This window comes from Chromobacterium sp. IIBBL 290-4 (assembly GCF_024207115.1).
GTDB lineage: Bacteria > Pseudomonadota > Gammaproteobacteria > Burkholderiales > Chromobacteriaceae > Chromobacterium.
In genome coordinates, this window is sequence record NZ_CP100128.1 from 958,693 (window position 1) to 981,872 (window position 23,180).

Sequence of the window (23,180 nt, forward strand, 5' to 3'; positions counted from 1 at the left end):
ATGTGAATGAATGAAACTGATTGAATTTGGATTGATCTTGTTCGGCGTGCTGCTCAACGCCGCCGCGCAACTGTGCTTGAAAGCCGGCGTGCGCCAGATCGGCCACTTCGACTTCTCCTTGGCCAATGCCTGGCCGATAGGCTGGTCTCTGGCCACCAATCTGCCCATCGTCGGCGGCCTGTCCTGCTACGCCGTCAGCGTGGTGGTGTGGATCATGGCGCTGTCGCGCGTGGAGGTCAGCGTGGCCTACCCCATGCTGTCCATCGGCTACGTGGTCAACGCCCTGCTCGCCTACTGGATGTTCGGCGAAGCGCTGGCCACGCAAAAACTCATCGGCATCGCCGTGATCATCGTCGGCGTGGTGCTGGTCGCCCGCAGCTGAGATAAAGGTTAGATATGGAATTTCTGCCCTTCACCCGTCCCGCCATAGACGAAGACACCATCGCCGCCGTAGCCGAAACGCTGCGCTCCGGCTGGATCACCACCGGCCCGCGCTGCCAGCAGCTGGAAACCGAGCTGTCCGCCTTCTGCGGCGGCCGCCCGGTGCGGCTGGTGGCATCGGCCACCGCCGCGCTGGAGATGGCGCTGCAAATCGCCGGCGTCGGCCCCGGCGACGAGGTGATCACCTGCCCGCTGAGCTGGATCGCCACCGCCAACGTGATCCTGAAAGTGGGCGCGACGCCGGTGTTCGTCGACGCCGATCCGGCCATCCGTAATATCGATCTGTCCAAGCTGGAAGCCGCGATCACGCCGCGCACCCGCGCCATCATCCCGGTGGATCTGGCCGGCCTGCCGGTGGACCGCGACCGTCTGTACGACATCGCCCGCCGCCATAAGCTGCGCGTGGTGGAAGACGCCGCCCAGTCCATGGGCGCCAATTGGCAGGGCAAGCGCATCGGCGCGGAAGGCGACCTGGTGTCGTTCAGCTTCCACGCCAACAAGAACATGACCAGCGGCGAAGGCGGCTGCCTGGTGCTGAACAACGCGGAAGAAGCCCGCTTGTTCGAAAAGCTGCGCCTGCAAGGCGTCACCCGCTTCCCGGACGGCACCATGGACGTGGACGTGCTGGGCGGCAAGGCGAACATGACCGACATCGCCGCCGCCATCGGCCTGGGCCAGCTGAAACAGCTGGACGCGTTCAACGCCCGCCGCCGCGAATTGGCCAAGCTGTATTTCCAGCATTTCGACCGCGAACTGGGCTGCGAGCTGCCGCCGGAAGACTTTGAACAGAGCAACTGGCACATGTTCCAGCCGCTGCTGCCCCTGGACAGAATGATCATAGGCCGCGGCGAATTCATCGCCCGCATGAAGGCGGAACAGATCGGCGTGGGCGTGCACTACCCGGCCATGCATTTGTTCACGCTGTTCCGCGAAAAGGGCTATAGCGAAGGCGACTTCCCGGTAGCCGAAGACATCGGCGCGCGCACCGTCACGCTGCCGCTGTTCCCGGCGATGAAAGACCAGGACGTGCTCCGCGTCTGCCAAACCTTCAGCGCCGCGCTGCGCGCCGTTTTACACTGACACTCATGAATACAAGCATCAATCTTTCCGTCGTCATCCCGGTCTACAACGAGCAGGACGTGCTGCAGGCGCTGTTCGACCGCCTGTACCCGGCACTGGACGCGCTGAACATCCGCTACGAGATCGTGTTCATCAACGACGGCAGCCGCGACAAGAGCGTGGCCATGTTGTCCGAACAGTTCAACCGCCGCCCGGACGTGACCCGCGTGGTGCTGTTCAACGGCAACTTCGGCCAGCACCGCGCCATCCTGGCCGGCTTCGAACACAGCCGCGGCGAGCGCGTGGTGACGCTGGACGCCGACCTGCAAAACCCGCCGGAAGACATCGCCGTGCTGCTGGCCGAAATGGACAAGGGCCACGACTACGTCGGCTCCATCCGCCGCCAGCGCAACGACAGCCTGTGGCGCCACCTGGCCAGCCGCGCGATGAACCGCCTGCGCGAGAAGCTGACCCGCATCAAGATGACCGACCAGGGCTGTATGATGCGCGCCTACAGCCGCCGCATCATCGACACCATCAACCAGTGCAATGAGCTGCACACCTTCATCCCGGCGCTGGCCTACCAGTTTGCGCAGAACCCCACCGAGGTGACCGTCGGCCACGAGGAGCGCTTCGCCGGCGAATCCAAGTACTCGCTGTACAGCCTGATCCGCCTGAACTTCGACCTGATGACCGGCTTCTCGCTGGTGCCGCTGCAATGGTTCTCGCTGATGGGCATGGCCATTTCCGCCGGCTCCGGCCTGCTGGTGATCTACCTGATCCTGCGCCGGCTGATCATAGGCCCGGAAGTGGGCGGTCTGTTCACGCTGTTCGCCATCGCCTTCTTCCTGATCGGCATCGCTCTGTTCGGCATCGGCCTCTTGGGCGAATACATCGGCCGCATTTATCAAGAAGTCCGCGCCCGCCCGCGCTATGTGATCCAGGCGGTGCTGGAGCAGAAAGAGGAACAGGCATGAGCCGCGCCGTCGTTTTCGCCTACCACAATGTCGGCGTGCGCTGCCTGAAGGCGCTGATCGGCCGCGGCGTGGACGTGGCGCTGGTGGTGACCCACCAGGACAACCCCAACGAGAACATCTGGTTCGCCAGCGTAGCTCAAGTCGCGCGCGAGCACGGCATCGCCTGCATCACGCCGGATGATCCGAACGCGCCGGAAGTGGTGGCGCAGGTGCAAGCCTGCCAGGCCGATTTCCTGTTCTCCTTCTATTACCGCCACATGCTGAAGGCGCCGCTGCTGGAAGCGGTCAAGCGCGGCGCTTACAATATGCACGGCTCGCTGCTGCCCAAGTATCGCGGCCGCGTGCCGATCAACTGGGCCGTCATCCACGGCGAAACCGAAACCGGCGCCACGCTGCACCAGATGAACGTCAAACCGGACAACGGCCCCGTCGTCGACCAGATGGCGGTGCCCATCTTGCCGGACGATACCGCGGACGAGGTGTTCGCCAAGGTCACCGTCGCCGCGGAAATGGTGCTGTGGCGCAGCCTGCCCGGCCTGATGGACGGCAGCGCGCCGCATCTGCAGCAAGACTTGAGCCTGGGCGGCTACTTTGGCGGCCGCAAGCCGGAAGACGGCCGCATCGACGGTCAAGCCGCGGCGGCGCAGCTGCACAACTTCGCGCGCGCGCTGACGCGGCCTTTCCCCGGCGCCTTTGCCGATACCAAGGCCGGCCGCCTGCTATTGTGGAAAACACTGCGCGCCGGCAGCGCTGCGCCTGCCGAACGCGCCGAAATTTATGCCGCCGACGGCAAGCTGTGGCTGCGCTGCGTCGACGGCGGCCGCCTAGCGGTGCTGGAAGCGGAACTGGACGGCCAGCCGCTCTCCGCCGACAACTTCGCCGCCCGCGTCGAAGCCGACGCGTTGGCCTTATAAAAGAATTCGATTATTCCGCCTGCGGGCGAGTGAGGACATCCAATGAAAAAAGTACTGATTCTGGGCGTGAACGGCTTCATCGGCCACCACCTGACCAAGCGCATCATCGAGACGACCGACTGGGAAGTCTACGGCATGGACATGCAGGACGACCGCGTGGCCGAGTGGAAAGACCATCCGCGCTTCCACTTCTTCGAAGGCGACATCACCATCAACAAGGAGTGGATCGAATACCACGTCAAGAAGTGCGATGTGGTGCTGCCGCTGGTGGCCATCGCCACGCCGTCCACCTATGTGAACAATCCGCTGCGCGTGTTCGAGCTGGACTTCGAAGCCAACCTGCCCATCGTGCGCCAGTGCGTGCAGTACAAGAAACACCTGGTGTTCCCGTCCACCTCGGAAGTCTACGGCATGTGCCACGACGACGAGTTCGACCCGGAAAACTCCGAGCTGATCTGCGGCCCGATCAACAAGCCGCGCTGGATCTACTCCTGCTCCAAGCAGCTGATGGACCGCGTGATCCACGCCTACGGCATGCAGGAAGGCCTGAACTACACCCTGTTCCGCCCGTTCAACTGGATAGGCGGCGGGCTGGACAACATCAACACGCCCAAGGAAGGCTCCAGCCGCGTGATCACCCAGTTCCTGGGCCACATCGTGCGCGGCGAGACCATCAAGCTGGTGGACGGCGGCCACCAGAAGCGCGCCTTCACCTATGTGGACGACGGCATCGCCGCGCTGATGAAGATCATCGAAAACCAGGACGGCAAAGCCACCGGCCAGATCTACAACATCGGCAACCCGAGCAATAACTACTCCATCCGCGCACTGTCGCAGATGATGCTGGACCTCGCCCGCGTCTACCCGGAATACCAGCTCAACGCCGACCAGGTGCAAGTGGTGGAAACCACCTCCGGCCAGTATTACGGCAAGGGCTATCAGGACGTGCAAAACCGCGTGCCCAAGATCGACAACACCATGGCCGATCTGGACTGGAAGCCGACAGTGACCATGGCCGACGCCCTGCGCGGCATCTACGACTACTACCGCGACCAAGTCGCTGCCAGCCGCGATCTGTCCGAATAAGCGCCCACGCCATATGGAATCGCGGGTATGGCCTGTTAGGCCAACCCGCTCTACGGAGCTGCCCTATAGCCCCTCTCCCCCCGTGGGAGAGGGGTTGGGGAGAGGGGGGCACGCAGCCAAGATCGATATCAGCCGTAGCGCGGGTTGGCCGCAGGCCATACCCGCGAAAAGTTGTCCCACAAGGCATGAACAGGTAATGGAAACCGCGGGTATGGCCCTCCAGGCCAACCCGCGCTACATAACTTGAAAGGTAAAGATATGGCAGACATCGTCACGATGAAAGCTCACTGCAACACCTGCGGTGGTAAGCGAAACCATAATTTACTTCACCAAGTTGATAAAACCTGGGAAGAGGATGTCGGTGATGGCACCTTCATTTCTGGATGGGACAAGTTTTTTATTTTAGAATGCAAAGGGTGCGAAAGCATAAAGATACTCCATAAATCTCACTTTAGCGAAGAAACAGATGAGAATGGAAATCCTTGCGTTTCGGAAACATATTACCCACCCTCTATATTTCGCCCACAACCCAGATGGATCAACTCACCATCATCCGCACCACATATTCGACAAGTATTATTAGAAATCTACCAAGCATTACAAAACAAAGCGCCATCTCTTGCATGCATGGGGATCAGATCAGTCATTGAGGCCATAATGATTGATAAAATTGGAGACAATGGTACTTTTAAGAAAAATATTAATGAATTTAAAAACAAAGGCTTTATTTCAAATTTTCAAGCTGAAATCTTGGAAGCCGCGTTAGAGCTTGGGCATGCAAGTACACATAGAGGATTCATTCCAAACTACTCGCAAGTCAATGCTGCAATGGATATTATGGAAAATCTTACACATCAACTATACTTCCTTGAAGATCAAGCAAAAACGGCCATAGAAAAAATTCCAAAACGCCATCCAGACTAAAATCTCTCTTCGAAAATTTAACGCTCTGCCAACTAAACCCAGTCTATCCAGTACATACGCTCTAATCTCATGAAAAAACTCGCACTGAAGATAGACGTCGACACTTGGCGCGGCACCCGCGAGGGCGTGCCGCGGCTGATAGAGATGCTCCAGCGCCACCAGGCCGGCGCCACCTTTTTGTTCAGCCTGGGCCCGGACCACACCGGCCGCGCCATCAAGCGCGTGTTCCGTCCCGGCTTTTTGTCCAAGGTTTCGCGCACCTCGGTGGTGGAGCACTACGGCATCCGCACCCTGCTCTACGGCACCGTGCTGCCGGGGCCGGACATCGGCAAGCGCGAGGCCACCCTGCTGCGCGGCGTGCGCGACGCCGGTTTCGAGGTGGGCATCCATTGCTGGGACCACATCAAGTGGCAGGACTACGTGGCCGGCAAGAATGCCGCCTGGACCCGCGCCGAAATGAAGAAAGCCGCCGACCGCTTCCGCGAGATTTTCGGCGAGCCGGCGCGTACCCACGGCGCAGCCGGCTGGCAAATCAACGATGCCGCGCTGGCGTATCAGAAAGAGCTGGGCATGGCCTACGCGTCCGACGGCCGCGGCAGCCAAGCCTTCCAGCCGGTGGACGCCGCCGGCCAGCCGCTGGGCGTGCCGCAGCTGCCCACCACGCTGCCGACGCTGGACGAGCTGATCGGCCTGGACGGTCTGACTAACGATAACGTCCACGAACATCTGTTGAAGCTGACCGAAACCGCGCCGGCCAGCGGCCACGTCTACACCCTGCACGCCGAGCTGGAAGGCATGCGGCTGATGGACACCTTCGACCGCTTGCTGGCCGGCTGGAAACGCCAGGGCTATGAGCTGGTCAGCTGCATCGATCTGTTCAACAGCCTGGACGCCACCGCGCTGCCCAAGGGCCGCGTGGTCATGGGCGAAATTCCCGGCCGCAGCGGTACGCTGGCTTTGCAAGCCTGATCCGAGCGCCACGCGGGCAAGCCCTTGCGGCCTGCCCGCCCTGCCAGGCCGGTCTATTCTGAGAGCATCCCACTCATCAGGAGCGCCGCCATGGATACCGCCCAACTCGAACGCCTGCTGCTGATCAGCCTGGCCTTCCACTACGCCATCCTGATTCTGTGGTTTGGCGTTTTTTATTTCTGCCGCGGCTGGCTGTACCGGCTGCACAGCCGCTGGTTCCGCTTGTCCGAACCCGCCTTCGATTTGCTGAACTACGGCGGCATCGGCCTCTATAAAATCCTGGTATTCGTGTTCAACCTGGCGCCGCTGCTGGCGCTGTGGCTAAGCCATGCGGGCAAGGCCTAAGGGCCAGCCCGCCCTACCGCCGCGCGCTATGTAAACGCCAGCAGCCCCAACCATGTAGGGCGGGCAGGCCCCGGCCTTGCCCGCGCGGAAGGGGGATGCATTGCGCAATCGCCGCCCTCCCGGCATGGAACGCAAAAACGGCGACGGCCCGAAGACCGCCGCCGTGATTGTCGGATCAACTCAACCGTCAATGATCGCGCTTGTTCAGGAACAAGGTCAGGCTGATCCCGCCTTCGCCGTCGTTCTGCGACTGGATGTTCTTCAAGGTGATGCCGGACGGCAGCAACACGCTGATGCCATGGCCCACGCCATAGCGCGACAGCGTTTTTTCCAATTGCTTGGCCACGCCCTTGGCCGGCAGCCGCGCCTCGTCGTCCAGCTCGAAGCCATACGACTCCGCCGCACTGCCCAGCGCCACTTCCACCTGCTCGCGCGGCACAAAGCGTTCGGCGGCGGCGGTCAACGCCTTGGCCTGCACCTCTTCCGGCTGGCTTTCCACCAGTTGCAGCAACTCGTCCTTGAAGCGCGCCTGCTGCATGGGGTCTTCGATCTCGCCCGACAACTGTTCCACCACGCTGGCCAGCATCTTGCTGCTGGACGCCTTGTCCGGCACCCGCAGCGCCTTCAGGAAATCATCCAGCCAGAACTTGGCCTCGCGGCTCAGCCTATCCACCGCGTACACCGTCGGGCCGTGCTCCAGGATCAGCGCGCCCTTGTCGATCAAGCGCGGGTTGATGCCGGAGGCGTGGCTGATGTCGAACACGCCGCCGCCTTCGATGATGGTGAGGAAGTCGTCGCGGATCTCCGACTTGAACACGCCCAGCGCGTGGATCTCGCGGTCGCCGTCGCTCAGGCCGGCAAACTGGATCACCAGCAAATCGCCGGCGCTGATATTGGGGTGCTGCGAGCGGCCGTACAGATGCTTGGCGATGCGCTGCGACACCTCCAGGAAATCGATCTCGCCGCGGAAGAACTGGCGGGTGTAGTGATAGACCTCGTTCAGATTCAAATCGGTCTCATGGACGAACTGGTGCTTCTTGCGGTCGGACACGATGCCCTTCAAATAGCCGTCCAGCAGCAGGCCGGACACCGCCTCGTCCACCATCGTGGTGCGCTCGGACAGCTGCAGCGGCTCCCCTCGCGTGGGATTGCCCACCCGGTGCACCACCATGCATTCCACTTTTGATTCGGTAATCACCATCGCCATGCTCCGCAAAATAATGCGCGATTATTGTCGCCGCACCCCGCCTTGACAAGAGCCCTAGCCCAGCCGCTCGGCCAAAAAGTCCACCAACAGCCTCACCTTGGGGCTGAGCTGGCGGTTATGCGGGTACAAGGCCCAGATGCCTTCCTCTTCTTCGGCGTACTCCGCCAAGACCTCGATCAGCTCGCCGCGCGCCAGGTGGGCCGCCACATAATAGTCGGGCAGCTGCACCAAACCCATGCCGCGCAAGGCCGCCTCGGCCAGCGGGGCGGCGGTGCTGCAGCGCAGCGGCCCCTGCACCCGGAAGGTCTGCCGCCGGCCGCCCACGCGCAGATGCCAGCCCTCCTTGCCTATCGACAGGCAGCGCTGCCGCGCCAGGTCCTGCGGCGTGCGCGGCAAGCCATGAACGGCGAAATACGCCGGCGAGCCGCAGATATGATAACGGCGCTGCGCCAACTTGCGCGCCTTCAGCGTCGAATCGCCCAGATGGCCGATGCGTATCGCCAAATCATAACCGTCGTGCACCAGGTCCTGCACTTGGTTGCTGAGATTGAGCTGCACCTCCAGCAAGGGGTAGCGTTGCATGAAATCCAGCAATAGCGGCGCGATATGGCTTTGGCCGTAAGCCAGCGGCGCGGTCAGCTTCAGCGCGCCGCGCGGCTCGGCCTGCAGCTGCGACACCGCCTGCTCGGCCTCGGCCAGCGATTCCAGCAATTGCCGGCCATGCGCCAGGTACACTTCGCCGGCCTCGGTCAGGCTGATCTTGCGGGTGGTGCGATACAGCAGCCGCGCGCCCAGGCGCTCCTCCAGCCGCCCCACCAGCCGGCTCACCTGCGCCACCGACAAGCCCAGCCGCCGCGCCGCCGCAGTGAAGCCGCCGCCGTCCACCACCGCCACGAACTCGCTCAGCCCTTCCCAGTCCGCCATTATTGCTCCATGGAAAAAATGATTTACCTATCGGGCCGATTATCAACGCCAGGCAAAAAAATACAATGAGCGATTGCCCATCCCCAACAAGGAAAATCGATGAGCCAAGACATCATTCGCTGCAAGGCCGCCGTGGCCTGGGCCGCCGGCCAGCCGCTGAGCATTGAAGAAATCGAAGTGCATCCGCCCAAAGCCGGCGAGGTGCGCGTGAAAATGGTGGCCAGCGGCGTCTGCCACACCGACGCCTTTACCCTGTCCGGCGAAGATCCGGAAGGCGTGTTCCCCTGCATTCTCGGCCACGAGGGCGGCGGCATCGTCGAATCAATCGGCCCCGGAGTCACCAGCGTGGCGGTGGGCGACCACGTCATTCCGCTGTACACCCCGGAATGCCGCGAGTGCAAATTCTGTCTGTCCGGCAAAACCAATCTGTGCCAGAAAATCCGAGCCACCCAAGGCAAGGGCCTGATGCCGGACGGCACCAGCCGCTTCTCCAAGGACGGCAAGACCATTTACCACTATATGGGCACCTCCACCTTCAGCGAATACACGGTGCTGCCGGAAATCTCGCTGGCCAAGGTCAACAAGGCCGCGCCGCTGGAGGAAGTGTGCCTGTTGGGCTGCGGCGTCACCACCGGCATGGGCGCGGTGGTCAACACCGCCAAGGTGAAGGCCGGCGACAGCGTGGCCGTCTTCGGCCTGGGCGGCATCGGCCTGTCGGCCATCATCGGCGCGCGCATGGCCGGCGCCGGCCGCATCATCGGCATCGACATCAACGAGAGCAAGTTCGAACTGGCCAAGAAGCTGGGCGCCACCGACTGCGTCAATCCGGCGGATTTCGACAAGCCGATACAGGACGTGATCGTGGAGATGACCGACGGCGGCGTCGACTTCTCCTTCGAGTGCATAGGCAACGTCAAGGTGATGCGCGCGGCGCTGGAATGCTGCCACAAGGGCTGGGGCGAATCGGTGATCATAGGCGTGGCCGGCGCCGGCCAGGAAATCTCCACCCGCCCCTTCCAACTGGTGACCGGCCGGGTGTGGCGCGGCAGCGCCTTCGGCGGCGTGCGCGGCCGCACCGAACTGCCGGATTATGTGGAGCGCTATCTGAAGGGCGAATTCCGCCTCGACGACTTCATCACCCACACCATGCCGCTGGAGGGCGTCAACGAGGCCTTCGAGCTGATGCACGAGGGCAAGAGCATACGCTCGGTGATCCACTACGCGCCGGAGCGGGCATGAGCGGTTTGGAAAAGCTGGCGGACAACCTGGCCTTCGGCGGACGGCAACAGCAGTGGCGGCACGACGCGGACACCTTGTCCTGCCGGATGCGCTTCAGCGTGTTCCTGCCGCCGGCGGCGGAGCAGGGCCGCGTGCCCTGGCTGCTGTGGCTGTCCGGCCTGACTTGCAGCGACGAGAACTTCAGCCAGAAAGCCGGCGCGCAGCGCCTGGCCGCCGAGCTGGGCATCGCGCTGCTCATGCCGGACACCAGCCCGCGCGGCGAAGAGGTAGCCGACGACGACGCCTATGATCTGGGCCAGGGCGCCGGTTTTTATCTCAACGCGCTGCGCGATCCCTGGCGCCGCCACTACCGGATGTACGACTACGTGACGCGCGAGCTGCCGGCGCTGCTGCGCGAGTCGTTTCCGCTGAATGGACGCTGCGCCATCGCCGGGCACTCGATGGGCGGCCATGGCGCGCTGGTTTGCGCGCTGCGCCGGCCGCAGGATTATGTGTCGGCGTCGGCCTTCAGCCCGATCTGCCGCCCCATGCAAGCGCCGTGGGGCCGCAAGGCTTTCGCGGCCTATCTGGGCGACAATGAGGAAACCTGGAGGGAGTGGGACGCCAGCGAGCTGCTGGCCGAGCGCGGCAGCCCCTTGCCGCTGCGGGTGGACGTGGGCCTGGCCGATCCTTTCCTGGCCGAGCAATTGCAGCCGGAAGCGCTGCAACTGGCGGCGCGGCAAAGCGACGCCAAGCTGGAGCTGCACCGCCACAGCGGCTACGACCACAGCTATTACTTCGTCGCCAGCTTCATCGACGAACACCTGCGTTTCCACGCCCGCCACCTGCGGGCCTGAACGCGGACGCGGAACGCAAAAAAGCCAGGTTCGAGAACCTGGCTTTTTTGTTGAATCTGGTGGAGGGAGAAGGATTCGAACCTTCGAAGGCTTAGCCGCCGGATTTACAGTCCGGACCCGTTGACCGCTGGGGTAACCCCTCCAGAGCGGCGCATATTATCGGTAAGCAGCCTGACTGTCAATAGCCTAGGGCAACTGGCTGGCGCGCAGATACGCCGGCCGGCTCAAACAACGCCTCAGCCAATCATGAACATGCGGCCGCGCCTGCGGCTCAAAATCCGCCAGGCCGTTGATCACCGCCGCCACGTTCAGATCCGCCGCGCTGAAGCTGTCGCCCAGCAAATATCGGCGATCGCGCAAAGCCCGCTCCAGCCTGTCCAGCGGACGCCGCAAGTCTTGCGCCGCCTGTTCGCGCTTCGCCGCGTCGCGCAAGGCCGCCGGCAGCCACAAGCTATGCTCCGCCCAAAGAATATAAGGCCCTTCCAGTGTAGCCTGCGCCCAGAACGACCATTGCAGCGCCAGCGCTTGCTCCCGCTCGTCCGCCGGCCACATGCGCCCGTGTTTGCGGGCCAGATAAAGATTGATGGCCAGAGATTCCGCCAACACGAAATCGCCATCTTTCAACAAGGGAATGGTGCCGGCCGGATTCAGCGCCAGGTACGCAGCGTCGCCGCCGCAACGCTCCACCGCCAAAGGATGGTGGACAAACTCCGTCTCCTGCTCGCACGCCATCCACAACACGCGGAAAGCGCGGGAATGGCTGGTGCCGTAGATTTCCATGACGCCCCAGTGAAATTACAAAAGCATATCACGCCTATCCAAGCGCCTGAAACGCCGCCGCGATCGCCTCCACCGCCGCCCGCACCCGCGTCACCTTCTGCACGTCGGGATGCAGTACCATCCACATGTCCACATGATCCACCCGCTCCGGCCAGACGCGTTCCAGCTCGGCGTCGCCATCGGCGATGAAGCAGGACAGCATGGCGATGCCCATGCCGTTCAGCGCGGCCTGGCGCAAGGAGAACTGCGAGTTGGCCTGCAGCGCGATGCGCGCCTGGTCTATGCTTTCTCCGCACAGGTTTTGCCAATGGCGCGGCACCGCCTCGCGCCGCAGCATCAGCAAATCATGGCCGGCGAAACTCTCGCCCGCTTGCGGCCGGCCGCGGCGGGCCAGGTAGCCGCGCGAGGCGTAGAGGCTCATTTCTATCGTCGCCAGCTTGCGCACCAGCAGTTCGCCTTTGTCCGGCCGCCGGCTGCGGATGGCGAAATCCACCTCGCCCGCCGCCACGTCGCTCAGGCTCAATCCGGTCAACAGGGTGAACTCCAGCTCGGGTTGGCGTTGCGACAGCTGCGCCAACGCCGGCAGCACGAATGCCTGGGCCACCGTCTCGGTGGCGGCGATGCGCACCGGGCCGGCCAGCTGGCGGTCGCTTTCCGCCGCCTTGCGGCAAAAAGCATCGGCCGAGGATTCCATCCTTTCGGCGTCGGCCAGCAGCATCCGCCCCGATTCGCTCAATTGATAGCCCTGCGGCGTGCGCAGAAACAGCCGGCTGCCCAGTTCGGACTCGAAAGCCTGCAAGCGCCGTCCCACCGTGGCCTGATCCACTTCCAGCTGCGCCGCCGCGGCGCGCAAGCTGCCGGCGCGCGCCAGCGCGAGAAAATAACGGGCGTTGTCCCAGTTCATCGATTCAACACTTTTACACGAAGATGCGAAATTGCATCACCATCTATCATATTTGTCTATTTTTTTGCTTGCCGCATTTGCCTAGGATGGGGGCCTTGCCTTTCACCCACCTGGATCATCGATGTCGCCCAACGCTTCCTTCCGCCCTGGCCTGCCCACCCTGCTGACGCTGAGCGCCGGCATGTTCATGGCAGTGCTGGACACCAATATCGTCAACTTGGCGCTGCCGGCCATGCAGCGCAGCCTGTCGGCCAGCCTCAGCGAGCTGACCTGGATTGTGGATGCCTATGCCCTCAGCCTGGCCGGCCTGATGCTCAGCGCCGGCTGGCTGGCCGACCGGCTGGGCGCGCGCCGGGTGCTGGCCTGGAGCTTGGGCTTGTTCGCGCTGACTTCGCTGCTGTGCGGCCTGGCGCCGGATGCGCGCGTGCTGATCATCGCCCGCTTGCTGCAAGGCCTGTCGGCGGCCTTATTCATTCCCAGCTCGCTGGGTTTGTTGCGCCATGCTTTTTCTGATCCGGCGCGGCGCGCGCGCGCGGTGGGCCTGTATGGCGGTTTGTCCGCCACTGCCGCCGCCGCGGGGCCGGTGCTGGGCGGCCTGCTGCTGGGCCCGTTGGGCTGGCGCGGCGCGTTTCTGGTCAATGTGCCGATCGCGCTGGCCGCGCTGCTGTCCATCCCCTTCACCGTGCCTGGCCAGCCCCCGGCGCCCAAGCGCGGCGCGGATCTGCCCGGCCAGTTGGCCGGCATGCTGACGCTGGCGCTGATCTGCTACGCGCTGATCGAGGGGCCGCATCTCGCCCATATCTGGATGTTGCCCGCGCTGTGCGCCGCCGCGCTGCTGTCCGCCCTCGCCTTCTGGCGGCTGGAACGCGCCAATCCGCAAGCGATGATGCCGCCCGCGCTGTTCGGCCATCCGGCTTTCGCCGCCGCCAACTGGGTCGGCCTGGTGATAGGCGTGGCTTATTTCGGCAGCTTGCTGTTGCTCAGCCTCTATCTGCAGCAAGGGTTGAAGCTGGACGCGCTGCATGCCGGGCTGTCCATGCTGCCGCTGGCCGGCTGCCTGGTGGCGGGCAATCTGTTGGCCGGCAGGCTCTTGCCCAAGCTGGGCGCGCGCCGGCAGATCCGCGACGGCTTGCTGCTGGCGGCCGCCGGTTACCTGTCGCTGGTGTGGGCTAGCCAATATGCGCTGGCTTGGCAGCTGCTGGCCATGCTGCCGCTGGCGCTGGGCACTGCGCTCGCCATCGCGCCGATGACGGCCACGGTACTGGAAACCGCGCCGCCGCATTTATCCAGCACCGCCTCCGCCGTGCTGGGCGCGGTGCGCCAGACCGGCGCGCTGGTCGGCACCGCCGGCGCAGCGCTGGTGATTGCCCGCAGCGCCGACCTGCGCCATGCGCTGGACATAGGCCTGTCGATTGCCGCCCTGGCCTCGCTCAGCGGCGCTTGGGCGGCATCTTGGGTGCCCAAAATGCGGGAGCAAAGCCTGCCTGCGCTCGCGGTCTCCGAACATTGAAACCGGCTTTTTTCCCATCCCGCTAAGGATTGTCATGCGCAATGTCTACTGGATCGGCCTAGGCGCTTTCGCGCTTGGCATGTCGTCTTATGTCACCGCGGGGCTGATTCCGCTGCTGGAGCGCGATCTTGGCGTGTCCGCCGCCAGCGCCGGCCAATTCGTCACCGCCTTCTCTCTGGCTTATGGCTTGGGCTCGCCCTTGTTCGCCGCGCTGCTGCCCGCCTCCCGGCAAAGACTGGGGCTCTTGCTGGCCTTGGCGGCCTTCACGCTGGCCAATGCCGCCAGCGCCGTCTGCGCTTCGTTCGGCGCCTTGCTGATCGCCAGGGCGGCGGCGGGCGCGGGAGCCGGCGTGTATCTGGCGCTGGGCATAGCCGCCGCCGCGACGCTGGCGCCCAGCGGCAAACGCGGCCAAGCGCTGGCCATCATCATGGCGGGCATGAGCGCAGGCACCGTGCTGGGCGTGCCGCTGGGCATTCTGCTGGCCGAGCGCATCGGCTGGCCAGCGGCCATGTGGCTCATCACGTTGCTGGGCGCGCTGTCGTTCATCGGTTTGGGGCGGGCGCTGCCGCCCTTGCCGGCATCCGCCTCGCCTTCATTGGCGCAGCGGCTGGCTTTGCTGCGCAACGGCCGGCTGGTTTCGGTGATTCTGGTTTCCTTCCTCGCCGCCATCGCCAGCCTGGGCTTGTACACCTATCTGGCCGCCGTGCTCAATGGCGAGCGCATCGCCTTGAGTCTATGGGTCTGGGGGCTGGGCGGCATCGCCGGCAGCCTGTTGATTGGCCCGCTGGCGGACCGCTATCCCGCCCGCACGCTATTGCTGTTCATCCTCGCCGGCCTGACCTTGTCTTTGGCGGCCTTGTCCCCCGCGCTCGCGCTCCATCCCTTATGGGCGCTGCCGCCCATCGCCATTTGGGGCGCCGTCGGCTGGGCGCTGCAAGTGCCGCAAAACCAGGAGCTGATTTCGGAGTCCGGCCATCACGGCGCCATCGCGGTGGCCCTCAACGAGTCGGCGCTGTATCTGGGCGGCGCAGCGGGCGCGGGGCTGGGCGGGATCGCCCTGGCTTATGGCCTGCCGGCATGGCTGCTGCCGCCCGCAGCCGCTTTGATCGGCTTATGCGCTCTGATCTGGCAATGGCGCCTGCCAAGCGCCGGCATCGCCGCCTCGACGGCGACGGATTAGCACACGGTTCGCCTCAGCAATGGCATCTGTTGATATTTGAGGCGGCGATACTCGTTCTCGGCGCATTGGCGGCCAAACAGCCTGGGATAAAAACGGAACAGATATCGCATGATGAACGCCTCGCGCAGGTGCGGAATGAAAGATGCATGCTAGGATAGCCAGCCTATTGTTCCGGAATAAATCCGCAAAACCGGATTCATTGTCCTGATATGAAAACAATGCCTTCGCCCGACAATCTGCTCGCCTTCGACGCGCTGGCCCGCGGCGGCAGCTTCACCGCAGCCGCCGATCTGCTCGATTGCAATAAAAGCCTGATCAGCGCCCGCATCAAGGAGCTGGAGCACGAGCTGGGCGCCGTGCTGGTTCAGCGCACCACGCGCAAGGTGGCGCTCACCGAAGCCGGCGAACGGCTGCGCCCGCATGCGGCCCGGCTGCGGGAAACCGTGGCCCAGGCCAGGATGGCGGTGGATGAAACGCAAAGCGATGTGCAGGGTCCGCTGATGGTGAGCACCACCTCCTCGCTGGCCCAGTATGTGCTGGGCCCGGTGCTCAGCGAGCTGGCCACCCTGCACCCGGGCTTGCAGCTATCGCTGGAAGTGAATAATCAGCTGCAAGACCCGGTGGCCGATGTGCTGGACTTTTGCCTGCGTTCCGCCCGTTCGCACAAGGTGCACGACGACAGGCTGGTAGCCCGGCTGGCGGGCTATGCCAGCGAGAATCTTTACGCTTCGCCAGCCTATCTGGCGCGCCATCCCGACATCCGCCAGCCCGCCGACCTGGCGGCGCACCGGCTGTTGGCGACGGAGGCGGAGCACCGCGGCGGCCTCAAGCTTACCCGCGGCGAGCAACACGTCCAGCAAGCCATCGCCCCCTTGTTTTACTTGAGTCACTACCCGCTGCAAGCCAATCTGGCCCTGGCTGGCCACGGCATCACCTTATTGGCTGATTACACGGTGCAGCGGCATCTGGATCGCGGCGAACTGGTGCGGGTATTGCCGGAATGGCATTGCGACTATTGGCCGATCTACCTGGTCCATGCCTTCCGCGCGCCGCTGACGCGCAAGTACCAGACTTTCATCGATTTCACGCTGCCGCGCGTGGCTGCCGCGCTGCCGGAAAATGGCAAATCTCAAACCGGCCTGGACAGACACACCCGGTAGAACTCGACAAAGGCGCGCACCGCCGGCGGCACATGCCGCCCGGGCGGAAACACCGCGTAGACGCCGCCCTTGGGCAAGGTCCATTCCGGCAACAGATGAATCAGGCGCCCTTGGCGCAAGTCGTCCTGCACGCTGAGCGAATCCAGCACCGACATGCCCGCGCCGGCCAATAGCAAGGAGCGCAGGGACGCGCCGGAATCCACCTTCATCCGTCCGCGCATCCGCACTTCGGCCTCTGCGCCGTTTGGCCCGGCGAAGCGCCAGGTCAGCGGCGTCTTCAATAGCGTCAACGCCACCCAATCGTGCGCCGGCAAGTCTTCGGGATGGCGGGGATGGCCGCGCTCGCGCAGATAGTCGGGCGAGGCCACCAATTGCTGGGCGAACTCCCCCAGCTTCAGCGCCCGCAGCGACGAATCCCGCAACATGCCCAGGCGGATGCCCAAGTCCATGCCTTCCGCCACCAGATCCACCATCCGGTCCACCGCGTGCAGCTCCAGCTGCAAGCCAGGGTGCTGGCGCATGAACTGGGTAGCCGCCGGCGCGACCGATTCCGCCATATGGCTGACCGGCGCGGTCAGCCGCAAGACGCCGCTCAACTCGCCCGCGCCATGTCCCGCCTGCAGCAGCGCGTCGCGCAATGCCGCCAAGGCCGGCTGGGCATCCAGATACAAGGCCTGTCCAGCCTCGGTGAGCTTGACCCGCCGCGTGGTGCGGGTGAACAGCGTCGCGCCCAGCTGGGTTTCCAGCCGCCCCACTTGCAGGCTGACATTGGCCTTGGTCATGCCCAGCCGCTCGGCGGCGGCGGTAAAGCCACCCGCCTCCGCCACCGCCACGAATACCTGCAAGCCTTCCAGATTGTTCTCTACGCCGCGCTTCATCTTGACTGTCAATTTTTCAATAACAATCAATTATGATTTCAGCCGTTTATCGAATCAATCGAAAAGCGCATGATGCACTCCATCAGCGCTGCGACGCGGCGCCTCAAACTCGATACCCAAGCAAGGAGTCACCCCATGAAAATCGCACTGATCGGCGCCAGCGGCTATGTCGGTTCCGCCCTGTTGCAAGAAGCCCTGTCCCGCGGCCACCACGTCACCGCCCTGGTGTCCCGTCCGGAACGCATCGAAGCGCAAGCCAACTTGGTCGCCGCCAAAACCGACGTGCAGGACAGCGCCGCGCTGGCCGAACAGCTGAAAGGCTTCGACGCCGTGATCAGCGCCTTCAGCGGCCACGCCCAAGCCGAGCAGTTCGATTACTACGTGAAGGGCATGCGCGCCATCATCGCCGCCGCCAAGGCCGCGCAAGCGCCGCGCCTGTTGGTGGTCGGCGGCGCCGGTAGCCTGGAAGTGGCCCCCGGCGTGCAACTGGTGGACTCCCCGTCCTTCCCGGAACAATGGAAAGCCTCGGCGCTGGGCGCCCGCGAAGCGCTGAACCTGCTGCGCGCCGAAACCGAGCTGAACTGGACCCTGCTGAGCCCCTCGGCCATGCTGGAACCGGGCGAGCGCACCGGCAAGTTCCGCCTGGGCAAGGATCAGTTGCTGGCCGACGCCGACGGCAACAGCCACATCTCGGTAGCCGACTACGCCGTGGCCATGTTCGATGAGCTGGAAAAAGGCGAACATCAGCGCAGCCGCTTCACCGTAGGCTACTGATCCGCCGGCCAGGAGGCCGCCAAGGTCTCCTGCAGATGGCGCCAACGCCAGTTGGCGCCATTCCGCCGCAACAGCGCCGTCGCATGGCGGCCGTTGCCGCTGCCGTCGTCCAGTGTTTGGGTTTCGTAATACGCCGCAACCGCCTCTGACATCCCCAGACTCAACACCGTCATCTCAGTCAGAGCGATCCGCAAGCCCGGCCGGCTGCCCGCCGCCTGCTCGAAGAACGCCTGCAATCCCCCGCTATCCAGACGAGAGCCGTCAGGCGCCGTCATCGTGAAATCCGCTTCGAAATCCGCCATCAATGCCTGCAAACGCGCCGGCTCATGCGGCCCGTCGCCCAGCCAACGTTCAATGCCTGCCAAAGTGGCGCGCAGCCGCGCGCAAACCGCCGTTTGTTCATCCATCATCCCTCTCCCTGAGTTTGAGGCGCCGCAGCCAAGGCCAGCGCTTCGTCATTGCGCATCCGCGCGCCCAGCCACAGCGGCGCCAACATGGCGCAGGCGGCGATCAGAAAACACGCGTGAAAGGCCAAACTGGCCGCGCTCCGCGCCGAAGCCGCCCCCGCGTCGCTCACCCCCATAGCCGCCAGCATGCAGCTCAGCAACAAGCTGACAAGCGCCGTGCCCAAGCAAAACGCCGTCTGGCGATTGATATTCCACCAGGCGCTGGCCTCGGCCATCCGCGCCGGCGGTATCCGCAAAAAAGCCGTGCTCTGGCTGGCGCTGCTGCACAGCGAACCGCCCAGACCCATGGCGGCGTAGCTGAGCGTCAGCAATAGCCATTGGTCCGGACTCTCCACCGCCAGCAGCAGCAAAATGCCCGCCGCCTGCGCCGCCGCGCCGCTCATGATCAAGGGCTGCGGCCCCCATGTCCGATAGCGCCGCCCGGTCAGGCTGATGGCGAAAAAGGCCGCCAGCGACCACGGCAACATCAGCAAGCCAGCCGCCCCAGCGGCCATGCCCAACACTTGCTGCAAATACAGCATGGCCGCCAGGCTCACGCCCATGAAAACGCCCGGCGCCGACAAATACACCCACATCGACTGCCGCAGCAAAGGCTCGCCCAACAGGTCCAGCCGCAAAAGCGGGCGTTCGCAGCGCCGGCTGTGGCGGACATAGGCCGCCGCCGACGCCAGGCTGAGCAACACGCAGGCCGCGCCCAGCGCCCGAGCCGAAGCTTGCGCCAGCTCGCTCAAGCCCAACAACAGCGACAGCAGCGCCGCCGCGCCCAAAAACAGCCCTCGCCAATCCATCGCCGCCGCAGGCTCCGGCTCGCGTTCCTCGCGCAGCCAGAGCCAGGCCAAGCACAAGGGCAGCGCCGCCAGCGGCGCGTTGAGCCAGAAAATCCAGCGCCAGCCCAGGCCATCCACCGCCAAGCCGCCTAACATGGGCGACAGCGCCGGGGCCAATTGCCCCACCAGCAAGATCGCAGCCGTCAAACCGGGCCGTTCCGACGCGTGAAACAAACGGTAGGTCATGGTCTGCCCCAAGGGGATCAACAAGCCGCCGCCCAAACCTTGCAAGGCCCGCCAAGCCACCAGCTCCGGCAGCGAACGCGCGCAACCGGCCGCGAAGGAAGCCAATATGAACAACAACAAGGAAAACATGAAAGCGCGCTTGCCGCCCCAGCGCGCCGCCAGCCAGCCGCCCAGCGGAATCACCACGGTCAGGCCCAGGATATAGGCGGTGCCTACCCACGCCAGCTCCGTCACGCCGCAGTGAAAATCGCGGACGATGGCTGGAAAAGCGACATTGCCGACGAAAAGATTGGCCAGATCGATGAAAAAGCCCAGCAGATACACTGTGGCCACCCGTTTGCGGTATTCCATGCCCGCCCCTTTGTGCTTGATTGACGCCAGCATAGCGAGGCATGGAGAGCGGAAAAACCACCGCCAATCGACCAAACTGTCAAAATTATTTTGACAATAAATCGAGCGACGACATGAGCCTACAGCGTTTCCGCATATTCACCGCCATCGTGGAAAGCGGCTCGCTGACCGCCGCCGCCGCTGCCTTGGGCCAAAGCAAGGCCGTGGTCAGCTTCAATCTAAAACAGCTGGAAACCGAGCTGGGCGCGGCGCTGCTGCTCCGCAGCACCCGGCGGCTGCAGCTGACCGAAACCGGCCGCCGATTCTATGAAGACTGCCGCCGCGTGCTGGAACAGGCGCAAGCGGCGATGGACGGCGCGCGGCTGCGCCATGGCGGCCTGGACGGCACGCTGAGTTTGAGCACCACGCCGGAATACGCGCGCTGGCGGCTGATTCCGGCGCTGGCGGCATTCGCCCGCCTGCATCCGCGGCTGCGCATCCGCCAGGCTTCGTCGTCCCAGCATGCCGATCTGATTTCCGAGCAAGTGGATGTCGCGATCCGGCTGGGCACGCTGGCCGACTCCAGCTACCGCGCGCGCTTGCTGGAAAGCTTCGACATCTGGCCGCTGGCCTCGCCCGAATATTTGAGCCAGCCAGGCCAGGCGATCCGCGATATCGACGATTTGGCCCGCGCCCGCTGGCTGGCGCACAGCCGGCTGACCGCGCCGTTGCGCTGGCGGCTATGCCGGGACACGGCTGATGGAATGGAGGAAACCGAACTGGACGCGGGGGATGCGCCCATGGTCTACGCCGACACTTCCGGCGCCTTGCTGGAGTTCGCCCGCCAGGGCAGCGGCGTGGCGCTGCTGCCGGACTGGCAGGCAAAAGAGGACCTGGAGGCCGGCCGCTTGGTCCATCTGCTGCCGGATTACCGTTTTCCGCGGCAAGGGGTGTACGCGGTTTACCCGGACACCCGCCACTTGCCGGAAAAGGTTCGCGCCTTCATCGACTTCTTCGCCGATTATCTGGGAGAGGCGCAAGCCTCCCCCTAGGCCCTTACAAGCGGAAGCGGCCCACCACCTGCTCCAGCGACTGCGACAGCCGCTCCAGGTCGGCCACCACCTCGCCGGCGCGGGTGATTTCAGCGTCGGACTGGGTGGCTTGGCTGGACATCTGCTCGGCGGTTCGCGCCATGTCTTCCGTCGCCTTGGACTGCTCGCTGGCCGCGTCGCGGATTTCCGCCGCCTGGCGCACCACCAGCTGCATGCTGGACTGGATCTCAGCGATCTGGCGCTGCGCCGCCTCGGCCAGCTCCACCCCGCCCTGCACCACGCCATAGGTGGCGGCGACGCGCTCGCGCGCCTGGCCGGAGCCCTGCTGCATGCCGTCCACCATATCGTCGATCTCCACCGTGGCCTGGCTGGTGCGCTCGGCCAGCTTGCGCACTTCGTCGGCCACCACGGCGAAACCGCGGCCTTGCTCGCCGGCGCGGGCGGCTTCGATGGCGGCGTTCAACGCCAAGAGGTTGGTCTGATCGGCGATGTCCTTGATCACGCCGGCGATGCTGCCCACCTGGGCGGAGCGGCGCTCCAGCTCCTCCATCACCGACTTCACCTCATCCATCGATTCGGCCACCGAGCCGATTTCGACGCTGACCTTGCCCACCGCGTCGGCGCTTTGCGATGACAAGGCGCCGGCCTGTTCCACCGCCTCGGCGGTGCCGTGGCAGTTGCCGGCGATGTGGCTGACGCTGACCGACAGCTGCTCGATGGTGGCGGCCGTGGTTTCGCTCAGGTCGGCGTTATAGCGAGAGCCGCTGGACAGACGCTCGGTCATCCGCGCCAGTTCGCCGGCGCTGTGATGCAGCTGGGCGCTCTGCTCGCGCACTTGCAGGAACAAGCCGCGCAGCTGCTCCATGAACTGGTTGAAGGCCGCCGCCACCTGGCCGGTTTCGTCGCGGCTCTCCACCGGCAGACGCAGCGTCAAATCGCCGTTGCCGGACACCAGCGCGCCCATGGCGTTGCGCAGCTGCACCAGCGGCCGGCTGATGAAGCCGGACACCCACCAGATCAACAACAGCGCCAAAGCCAGCACCAGCGCGTCCACGCCTGCCACCCACCAGATGGTGCGGGTCACCGCGCCGTAGACCTCGTTCGGGTCCATCTCCACCACCACGAACCAGTCGGCGTTGGGCATATAACTGGAGGCTGCCAGGCGCGGGCCATCCGGGCCGTCGAAGCGGACCAGGTTGAAACCGGTCTTGTTCAGCAGCTGCGGCGCGATCGCCGACAGGCCGGGCAGCTCGGCCAGCAGGGTTTTCTTCTGCATCGCCGCCGGATCGCGGTGCAGCCGCACCTGGCCGGAAGCGTCCGCCACGTAAACCTGGCCATGCTCGCCCACCGCCATCTTGCGCACCTTGTCGGCCATGGCGGTCACGTCGTAGCCCAGCGCGGCCACGGCGCGGTGGCCGGGCTTGTCCTTGTTGGCCAGCACGTTGACGAACATCATCACCTGCTGCTTGCCGGTTTCCGAACCCAGCGTGAACTGGCTCTCGCGGCCGGAGGCCAGGAAATCGGCCAGCCACTTGTCGTTGCCCTTGGGGTCGGCCTTGACCGTGCTGTGGTCGATATAGATGTTGAGCGTGGCTTCGGAAGTCCAGGAAATGATGGCCGCGCCCGAAGTCTGCATCAGCGCCTTGGCGTAATGCTGCCAGGCCGGCACGCCGCTTTCCGGCTCGCCGGCGGCGGTCCAGTCCAATAGATAAGTGTTGGCCGCCATCTGTCGCGTCTGCGACAGCGGCATGGCGATTTGGGCATCCAGATCATTGCGGATGCTTTCCACCGTGGCTTTCAATTCGTGCTGCTCCAGCCGCTCGGTCAACGCGGCTTGAAACATGCGAGTGGATACCGTGCCGGCGATCGCCAGCGCGGCTATCAGGATCAGCGCGACGCTGACCAGGATTTTCTGTTTGACCGACCAGTTCTTGAACATGCTTGCTGGCTTCCTGCAAATAAGGACGATACGTCCGGCACCGCTCCGGACAAGCGCGCGGCCGGCCGCATGGCCGGAAAGCTCCGGCATGCTGCGCCAGCCGCATCAAGACAGTTCTGAGCCGGATCAAATCAGGCGCGATCCGCTCATGCCGTCGAAATAGCGCGCCATTCTAGCAAGCTTGCCGCCACTTATTATGAATATTTACAGGCAAACCACTTCACATTAATTAAATCGCAAAATAAATCCAAATACATAAACGAGCCACACCC

23 protein-coding genes and 1 tRNA gene are annotated in these 23,180 nt (G+C 64.2%); 15 read left to right on the plus strand and 9 right to left on the minus strand.

Annotated elements, in window-relative coordinates; translation table 11 throughout:
- Positions 1-10 precede the first annotated feature (10 nt).
- The 8 genes from NKT35_RS04365 (at position 11) to NKT35_RS04400 (ending at position 6,715) form a co-directional block, all read left to right on the plus strand.
- Positions 11-382, plus strand: coding sequence for an SMR family transporter (locus NKT35_RS04365; RefSeq protein ID WP_254299213.1), 372 nt, complete (start codon positions 11-13; stop codon positions 380-382).
- 14 nt (positions 383-396) lie between these two features.
- The gene (locus tag NKT35_RS04370) at positions 397-1,521 is read left to right on the plus strand and encodes a DegT/DnrJ/EryC1/StrS family aminotransferase (protein ID WP_254299215.1); all 1,125 of its coding nucleotides are present in this window, start codon (positions 397-399) and stop codon (positions 1,519-1,521) included.
- A gap of 5 nt (positions 1,522-1,526) precedes the next feature.
- Positions 1,527-2,477, plus strand: coding sequence for a glycosyltransferase (locus NKT35_RS04375; protein ID WP_254299217.1), 951 nt, complete (start codon positions 1,527-1,529; stop codon positions 2,475-2,477).
- Entirely contained in the window at positions 2,474-3,391 is a 918-nt protein-coding gene (locus NKT35_RS04380) for a formyltransferase (RefSeq protein WP_254299219.1), read from the plus strand. Before NKT35_RS04375 ends, NKT35_RS04380 begins: the two co-directional genes overlap by 4 nt.
- Before the next feature lie 42 nt (positions 3,392-3,433).
- Positions 3,434-4,477 (plus strand): bifunctional UDP-4-keto-pentose/UDP-xylose synthase, encoded by a 1,044-nt coding sequence (locus NKT35_RS04385; RefSeq protein WP_254299221.1) that lies wholly within the window; start codon positions 3,434-3,436, stop codon positions 4,475-4,477.
- A 258-nt stretch (positions 4,478-4,735) separates the two neighbouring features.
- The gene (locus NKT35_RS04390; protein WP_254299223.1) at positions 4,736-5,401 is read left to right on the plus strand and encodes a DUF4145 domain-containing protein; all 666 of its coding nucleotides are present in this window, start codon (positions 4,736-4,738) and stop codon (positions 5,399-5,401) included.
- Between the two features lie 69 nt (positions 5,402-5,470).
- Positions 5,471-6,370, plus strand: a complete 900-nt coding sequence (locus NKT35_RS04395) for a 4-deoxy-4-formamido-L-arabinose-phosphoundecaprenol deformylase (protein WP_254299225.1) — start codon at positions 5,471-5,473, stop codon at positions 6,368-6,370.
- A gap of 90 nt (positions 6,371-6,460) precedes the next feature.
- Positions 6,461-6,715, plus strand: coding sequence for a DUF6868 family protein (locus NKT35_RS04400; protein ID WP_254299226.1), 255 nt, complete (start codon positions 6,461-6,463; stop codon positions 6,713-6,715).
- Positions 6,716-6,902: 187 nt separating this feature from the next.
- On the opposite strand, the gene NKT35_RS04405 is transcribed toward NKT35_RS04400, so the two are convergent.
- Both NKT35_RS04405 and NKT35_RS04410 read right to left on the minus strand, forming a co-directional pair.
- A complete protein-coding gene (locus NKT35_RS04405; RefSeq protein ID WP_254299228.1) occupies positions 6,903-7,916 on the minus strand; it encodes a nucleoid-associated protein in 1,014 nt (337 codons plus the stop codon).
- A 60-nt stretch (positions 7,917-7,976) separates the two neighbouring features.
- On the minus strand, positions 7,977-8,846 hold the full coding sequence (locus NKT35_RS04410) for a LysR substrate-binding domain-containing protein (protein ID WP_254299235.1): 870 nt from the start codon (positions 8,844-8,846) through the stop codon (positions 7,977-7,979).
- A gap of 99 nt (positions 8,847-8,945) precedes the next feature.
- Between NKT35_RS04410 and NKT35_RS04415 the strand changes: the two genes are divergently transcribed.
- Both NKT35_RS04415 and fghA read left to right on the plus strand, forming a co-directional pair.
- Positions 8,946-10,085: an S-(hydroxymethyl)glutathione dehydrogenase/class III alcohol dehydrogenase gene (locus NKT35_RS04415; RefSeq protein WP_305883466.1), complete on the plus strand. Its 1,140-nt coding sequence runs from the start codon at positions 8,946-8,948 to the stop codon at positions 10,083-10,085.
- 5 nt (positions 10,086-10,090) lie between these two features.
- The gene (gene fghA / locus NKT35_RS04420; RefSeq protein ID WP_371926490.1) at positions 10,091-10,921 is read left to right on the plus strand and encodes an S-formylglutathione hydrolase; all 831 of its coding nucleotides are present in this window, start codon (positions 10,091-10,093) and stop codon (positions 10,919-10,921) included.
- 57 nt (positions 10,922-10,978) lie between these two features.
- Here the strand turns inward: fghA and NKT35_RS04425 are convergent.
- The 3 genes from NKT35_RS04425 to NKT35_RS04435 form a co-directional block, all read right to left on the minus strand.
- Positions 10,979-11,064 (minus strand) — tRNA-Tyr (locus NKT35_RS04425).
- Positions 11,065-11,107: 43 nt separating this feature from the next.
- Complete coding sequence (locus tag NKT35_RS04430) at positions 11,108-11,701, minus strand: glutathione S-transferase family protein (RefSeq protein ID WP_254299237.1); 594 nt, start codon at positions 11,699-11,701, stop codon at positions 11,108-11,110.
- Positions 11,702-11,735: 34 nt separating this feature from the next.
- Positions 11,736-12,605, minus strand: a complete 870-nt coding sequence (locus NKT35_RS04435; protein WP_254299238.1) for a LysR family transcriptional regulator — start codon at positions 12,603-12,605, stop codon at positions 11,736-11,738.
- A gap of 121 nt (positions 12,606-12,726) precedes the next feature.
- Between NKT35_RS04435 and NKT35_RS04440 the strand changes: the two genes are divergently transcribed.
- The 3 genes from NKT35_RS04440 (at position 12,727) to NKT35_RS04450 (ending at position 16,455) form a co-directional block, all read left to right on the plus strand.
- A complete protein-coding gene (locus tag NKT35_RS04440) occupies positions 12,727-14,115 on the plus strand; it encodes an MFS transporter (protein ID WP_254299239.1) in 1,389 nt (462 codons plus the stop codon).
- Between the two features lie 34 nt (positions 14,116-14,149).
- Entirely contained in the window at positions 14,150-15,295 is a 1,146-nt protein-coding gene (locus NKT35_RS04445) for an MFS transporter (protein ID WP_254299240.1), read from the plus strand.
- A 218-nt stretch (positions 15,296-15,513) separates the two neighbouring features.
- Positions 15,514-16,455 carry a LysR family transcriptional regulator gene (locus NKT35_RS04450; RefSeq protein WP_254299241.1) on the plus strand — a complete coding sequence of 314 codons (942 nt, stop codon included), beginning with the start codon at positions 15,514-15,516 and terminating at the stop codon, positions 16,453-16,455.
- Here the strand turns inward: NKT35_RS04450 and NKT35_RS04455 are convergent.
- Entirely contained in the window at positions 16,425-17,333 is a 909-nt protein-coding gene (locus NKT35_RS04455; RefSeq protein WP_254299244.1) for a LysR family transcriptional regulator, read from the minus strand. The genes NKT35_RS04450 and NKT35_RS04455 overlap by 31 nt on opposite strands.
- Positions 17,334-17,468: 135 nt before the next feature.
- On the opposite strand from NKT35_RS04455, the gene NKT35_RS04460 reads away from it, so the two are divergent.
- The gene (locus NKT35_RS04460; RefSeq protein WP_254299246.1) at positions 17,469-18,107 is read left to right on the plus strand and encodes an NAD(P)-dependent oxidoreductase; all 639 of its coding nucleotides are present in this window, start codon (positions 17,469-17,471) and stop codon (positions 18,105-18,107) included.
- Here the strand turns inward: NKT35_RS04460 and NKT35_RS04465 are convergent.
- A complete protein-coding gene (locus NKT35_RS04465) occupies positions 18,101-18,514 on the minus strand; it encodes a hypothetical protein (protein WP_505190904.1) in 414 nt (137 codons plus the stop codon). The two genes, NKT35_RS04460 and NKT35_RS04465, sit on opposite strands and share 7 nt — an antisense overlap.
- Positions 18,514-19,938: an MFS transporter gene (locus tag NKT35_RS04470; protein ID WP_254299249.1), complete on the minus strand. Its 1,425-nt coding sequence runs from the start codon at positions 19,936-19,938 to the stop codon at positions 18,514-18,516. The genes NKT35_RS04465 and NKT35_RS04470 overlap by 1 nt, the downstream gene beginning before the upstream one ends.
- Before the next feature lie 113 nt (positions 19,939-20,051).
- Here NKT35_RS04470 and NKT35_RS04475 point away from each other — a divergent pair, with 113 nt between their 5' ends.
- Positions 20,052-20,969 (plus strand): LysR substrate-binding domain-containing protein, encoded by a 918-nt coding sequence (locus NKT35_RS04475; protein ID WP_254299251.1) that lies wholly within the window; start codon positions 20,052-20,054, stop codon positions 20,967-20,969.
- Between the two features lie 4 nt (positions 20,970-20,973).
- Here the strand turns inward: NKT35_RS04475 and NKT35_RS04480 are convergent, their stop codons facing one another.
- A complete protein-coding gene (locus tag NKT35_RS04480; RefSeq protein ID WP_254299253.1) occupies positions 20,974-22,908 on the minus strand; it encodes a methyl-accepting chemotaxis protein in 1,935 nt (644 codons plus the stop codon).
- Positions 22,909-23,180: the final 272 nt, after the last annotated feature.

Bases quoted from the DNA above. Each gene is read 5' to 3' on its own strand.
- NKT35_RS04365 (WP_254299213.1), top strand. From the start codon at position 11: ATGAAACTGATTGAATTTGGATTGATCTTGTTCGGCGTGCTGCTCAAC.
- NKT35_RS04370 (WP_254299215.1), top strand. From the start codon at position 397: ATGGAATTTCTGCCCTTCACCCGTCCCGCCATAGACGAAGACACCATC.
- NKT35_RS04375 (WP_254299217.1), top strand. From the start codon at position 1,527: ATGAATACAAGCATCAATCTTTCCGTCGTCATCCCGGTCTACAACGAG.
- NKT35_RS04380 (WP_254299219.1), top strand. From the start codon at position 2,474: ATGAGCCGCGCCGTCGTTTTCGCCTACCACAATGTCGGCGTGCGCTGC.
- NKT35_RS04385 (WP_254299221.1), top strand. From the start codon at position 3,434: ATGAAAAAAGTACTGATTCTGGGCGTGAACGGCTTCATCGGCCACCAC.
- NKT35_RS04390 (WP_254299223.1), top strand. From the start codon at position 4,736: ATGGCAGACATCGTCACGATGAAAGCTCACTGCAACACCTGCGGTGGT.
- NKT35_RS04395 (WP_254299225.1), top strand. From the start codon at position 5,471: ATGAAAAAACTCGCACTGAAGATAGACGTCGACACTTGGCGCGGCACC.
- NKT35_RS04400 (WP_254299226.1), top strand. From the start codon at position 6,461: ATGGATACCGCCCAACTCGAACGCCTGCTGCTGATCAGCCTGGCCTTC.
- NKT35_RS04405 (WP_254299228.1), bottom strand. From the start codon at position 7,916: ATGGTGATTACCGAATCAAAAGTGGAATGCATGGTGGTGCACCGGGTG.
- NKT35_RS04410 (WP_254299235.1), bottom strand. From the start codon at position 8,846: ATGGCGGACTGGGAAGGGCTGAGCGAGTTCGTGGCGGTGGTGGACGGC.
- NKT35_RS04415 (WP_305883466.1), top strand. From the start codon at position 8,946: ATGAGCCAAGACATCATTCGCTGCAAGGCCGCCGTGGCCTGGGCCGCC.
- NKT35_RS04430 (WP_254299237.1), bottom strand. From the start codon at position 11,701: ATGGAAATCTACGGCACCAGCCATTCCCGCGCTTTCCGCGTGTTGTGG.
- NKT35_RS04435 (WP_254299238.1), bottom strand. From the start codon at position 12,605: ATGAACTGGGACAACGCCCGTTATTTTCTCGCGCTGGCGCGCGCCGGC.
- NKT35_RS04440 (WP_254299239.1), top strand. From the start codon at position 12,727: ATGTCGCCCAACGCTTCCTTCCGCCCTGGCCTGCCCACCCTGCTGACG.
- NKT35_RS04445 (WP_254299240.1), top strand. From the start codon at position 14,150: ATGCGCAATGTCTACTGGATCGGCCTAGGCGCTTTCGCGCTTGGCATG.
- NKT35_RS04450 (WP_254299241.1), top strand. From the start codon at position 15,514: ATGCCTTCGCCCGACAATCTGCTCGCCTTCGACGCGCTGGCCCGCGGC.
- NKT35_RS04455 (WP_254299244.1), bottom strand. From the start codon at position 17,333: ATGAAGCGCGGCGTAGAGAACAATCTGGAAGGCTTGCAGGTATTCGTG.
- NKT35_RS04460 (WP_254299246.1), top strand. From the start codon at position 17,469: ATGAAAATCGCACTGATCGGCGCCAGCGGCTATGTCGGTTCCGCCCTG.
- NKT35_RS04465 (WP_505190904.1), bottom strand. From the start codon at position 18,514: ATGGATGAACAAACGGCGGTTTGCGCGCGGCTGCGCGCCACTTTGGCA.
- NKT35_RS04470 (WP_254299249.1), bottom strand. From the start codon at position 19,938: ATGGAATACCGCAAACGGGTGGCCACAGTGTATCTGCTGGGCTTTTTC.
- NKT35_RS04475 (WP_254299251.1), top strand. From the start codon at position 20,052: ATGAGCCTACAGCGTTTCCGCATATTCACCGCCATCGTGGAAAGCGGC.
- NKT35_RS04480 (WP_254299253.1), bottom strand. From the start codon at position 22,908: ATGTTCAAGAACTGGTCGGTCAAACAGAAAATCCTGGTCAGCGTCGCG.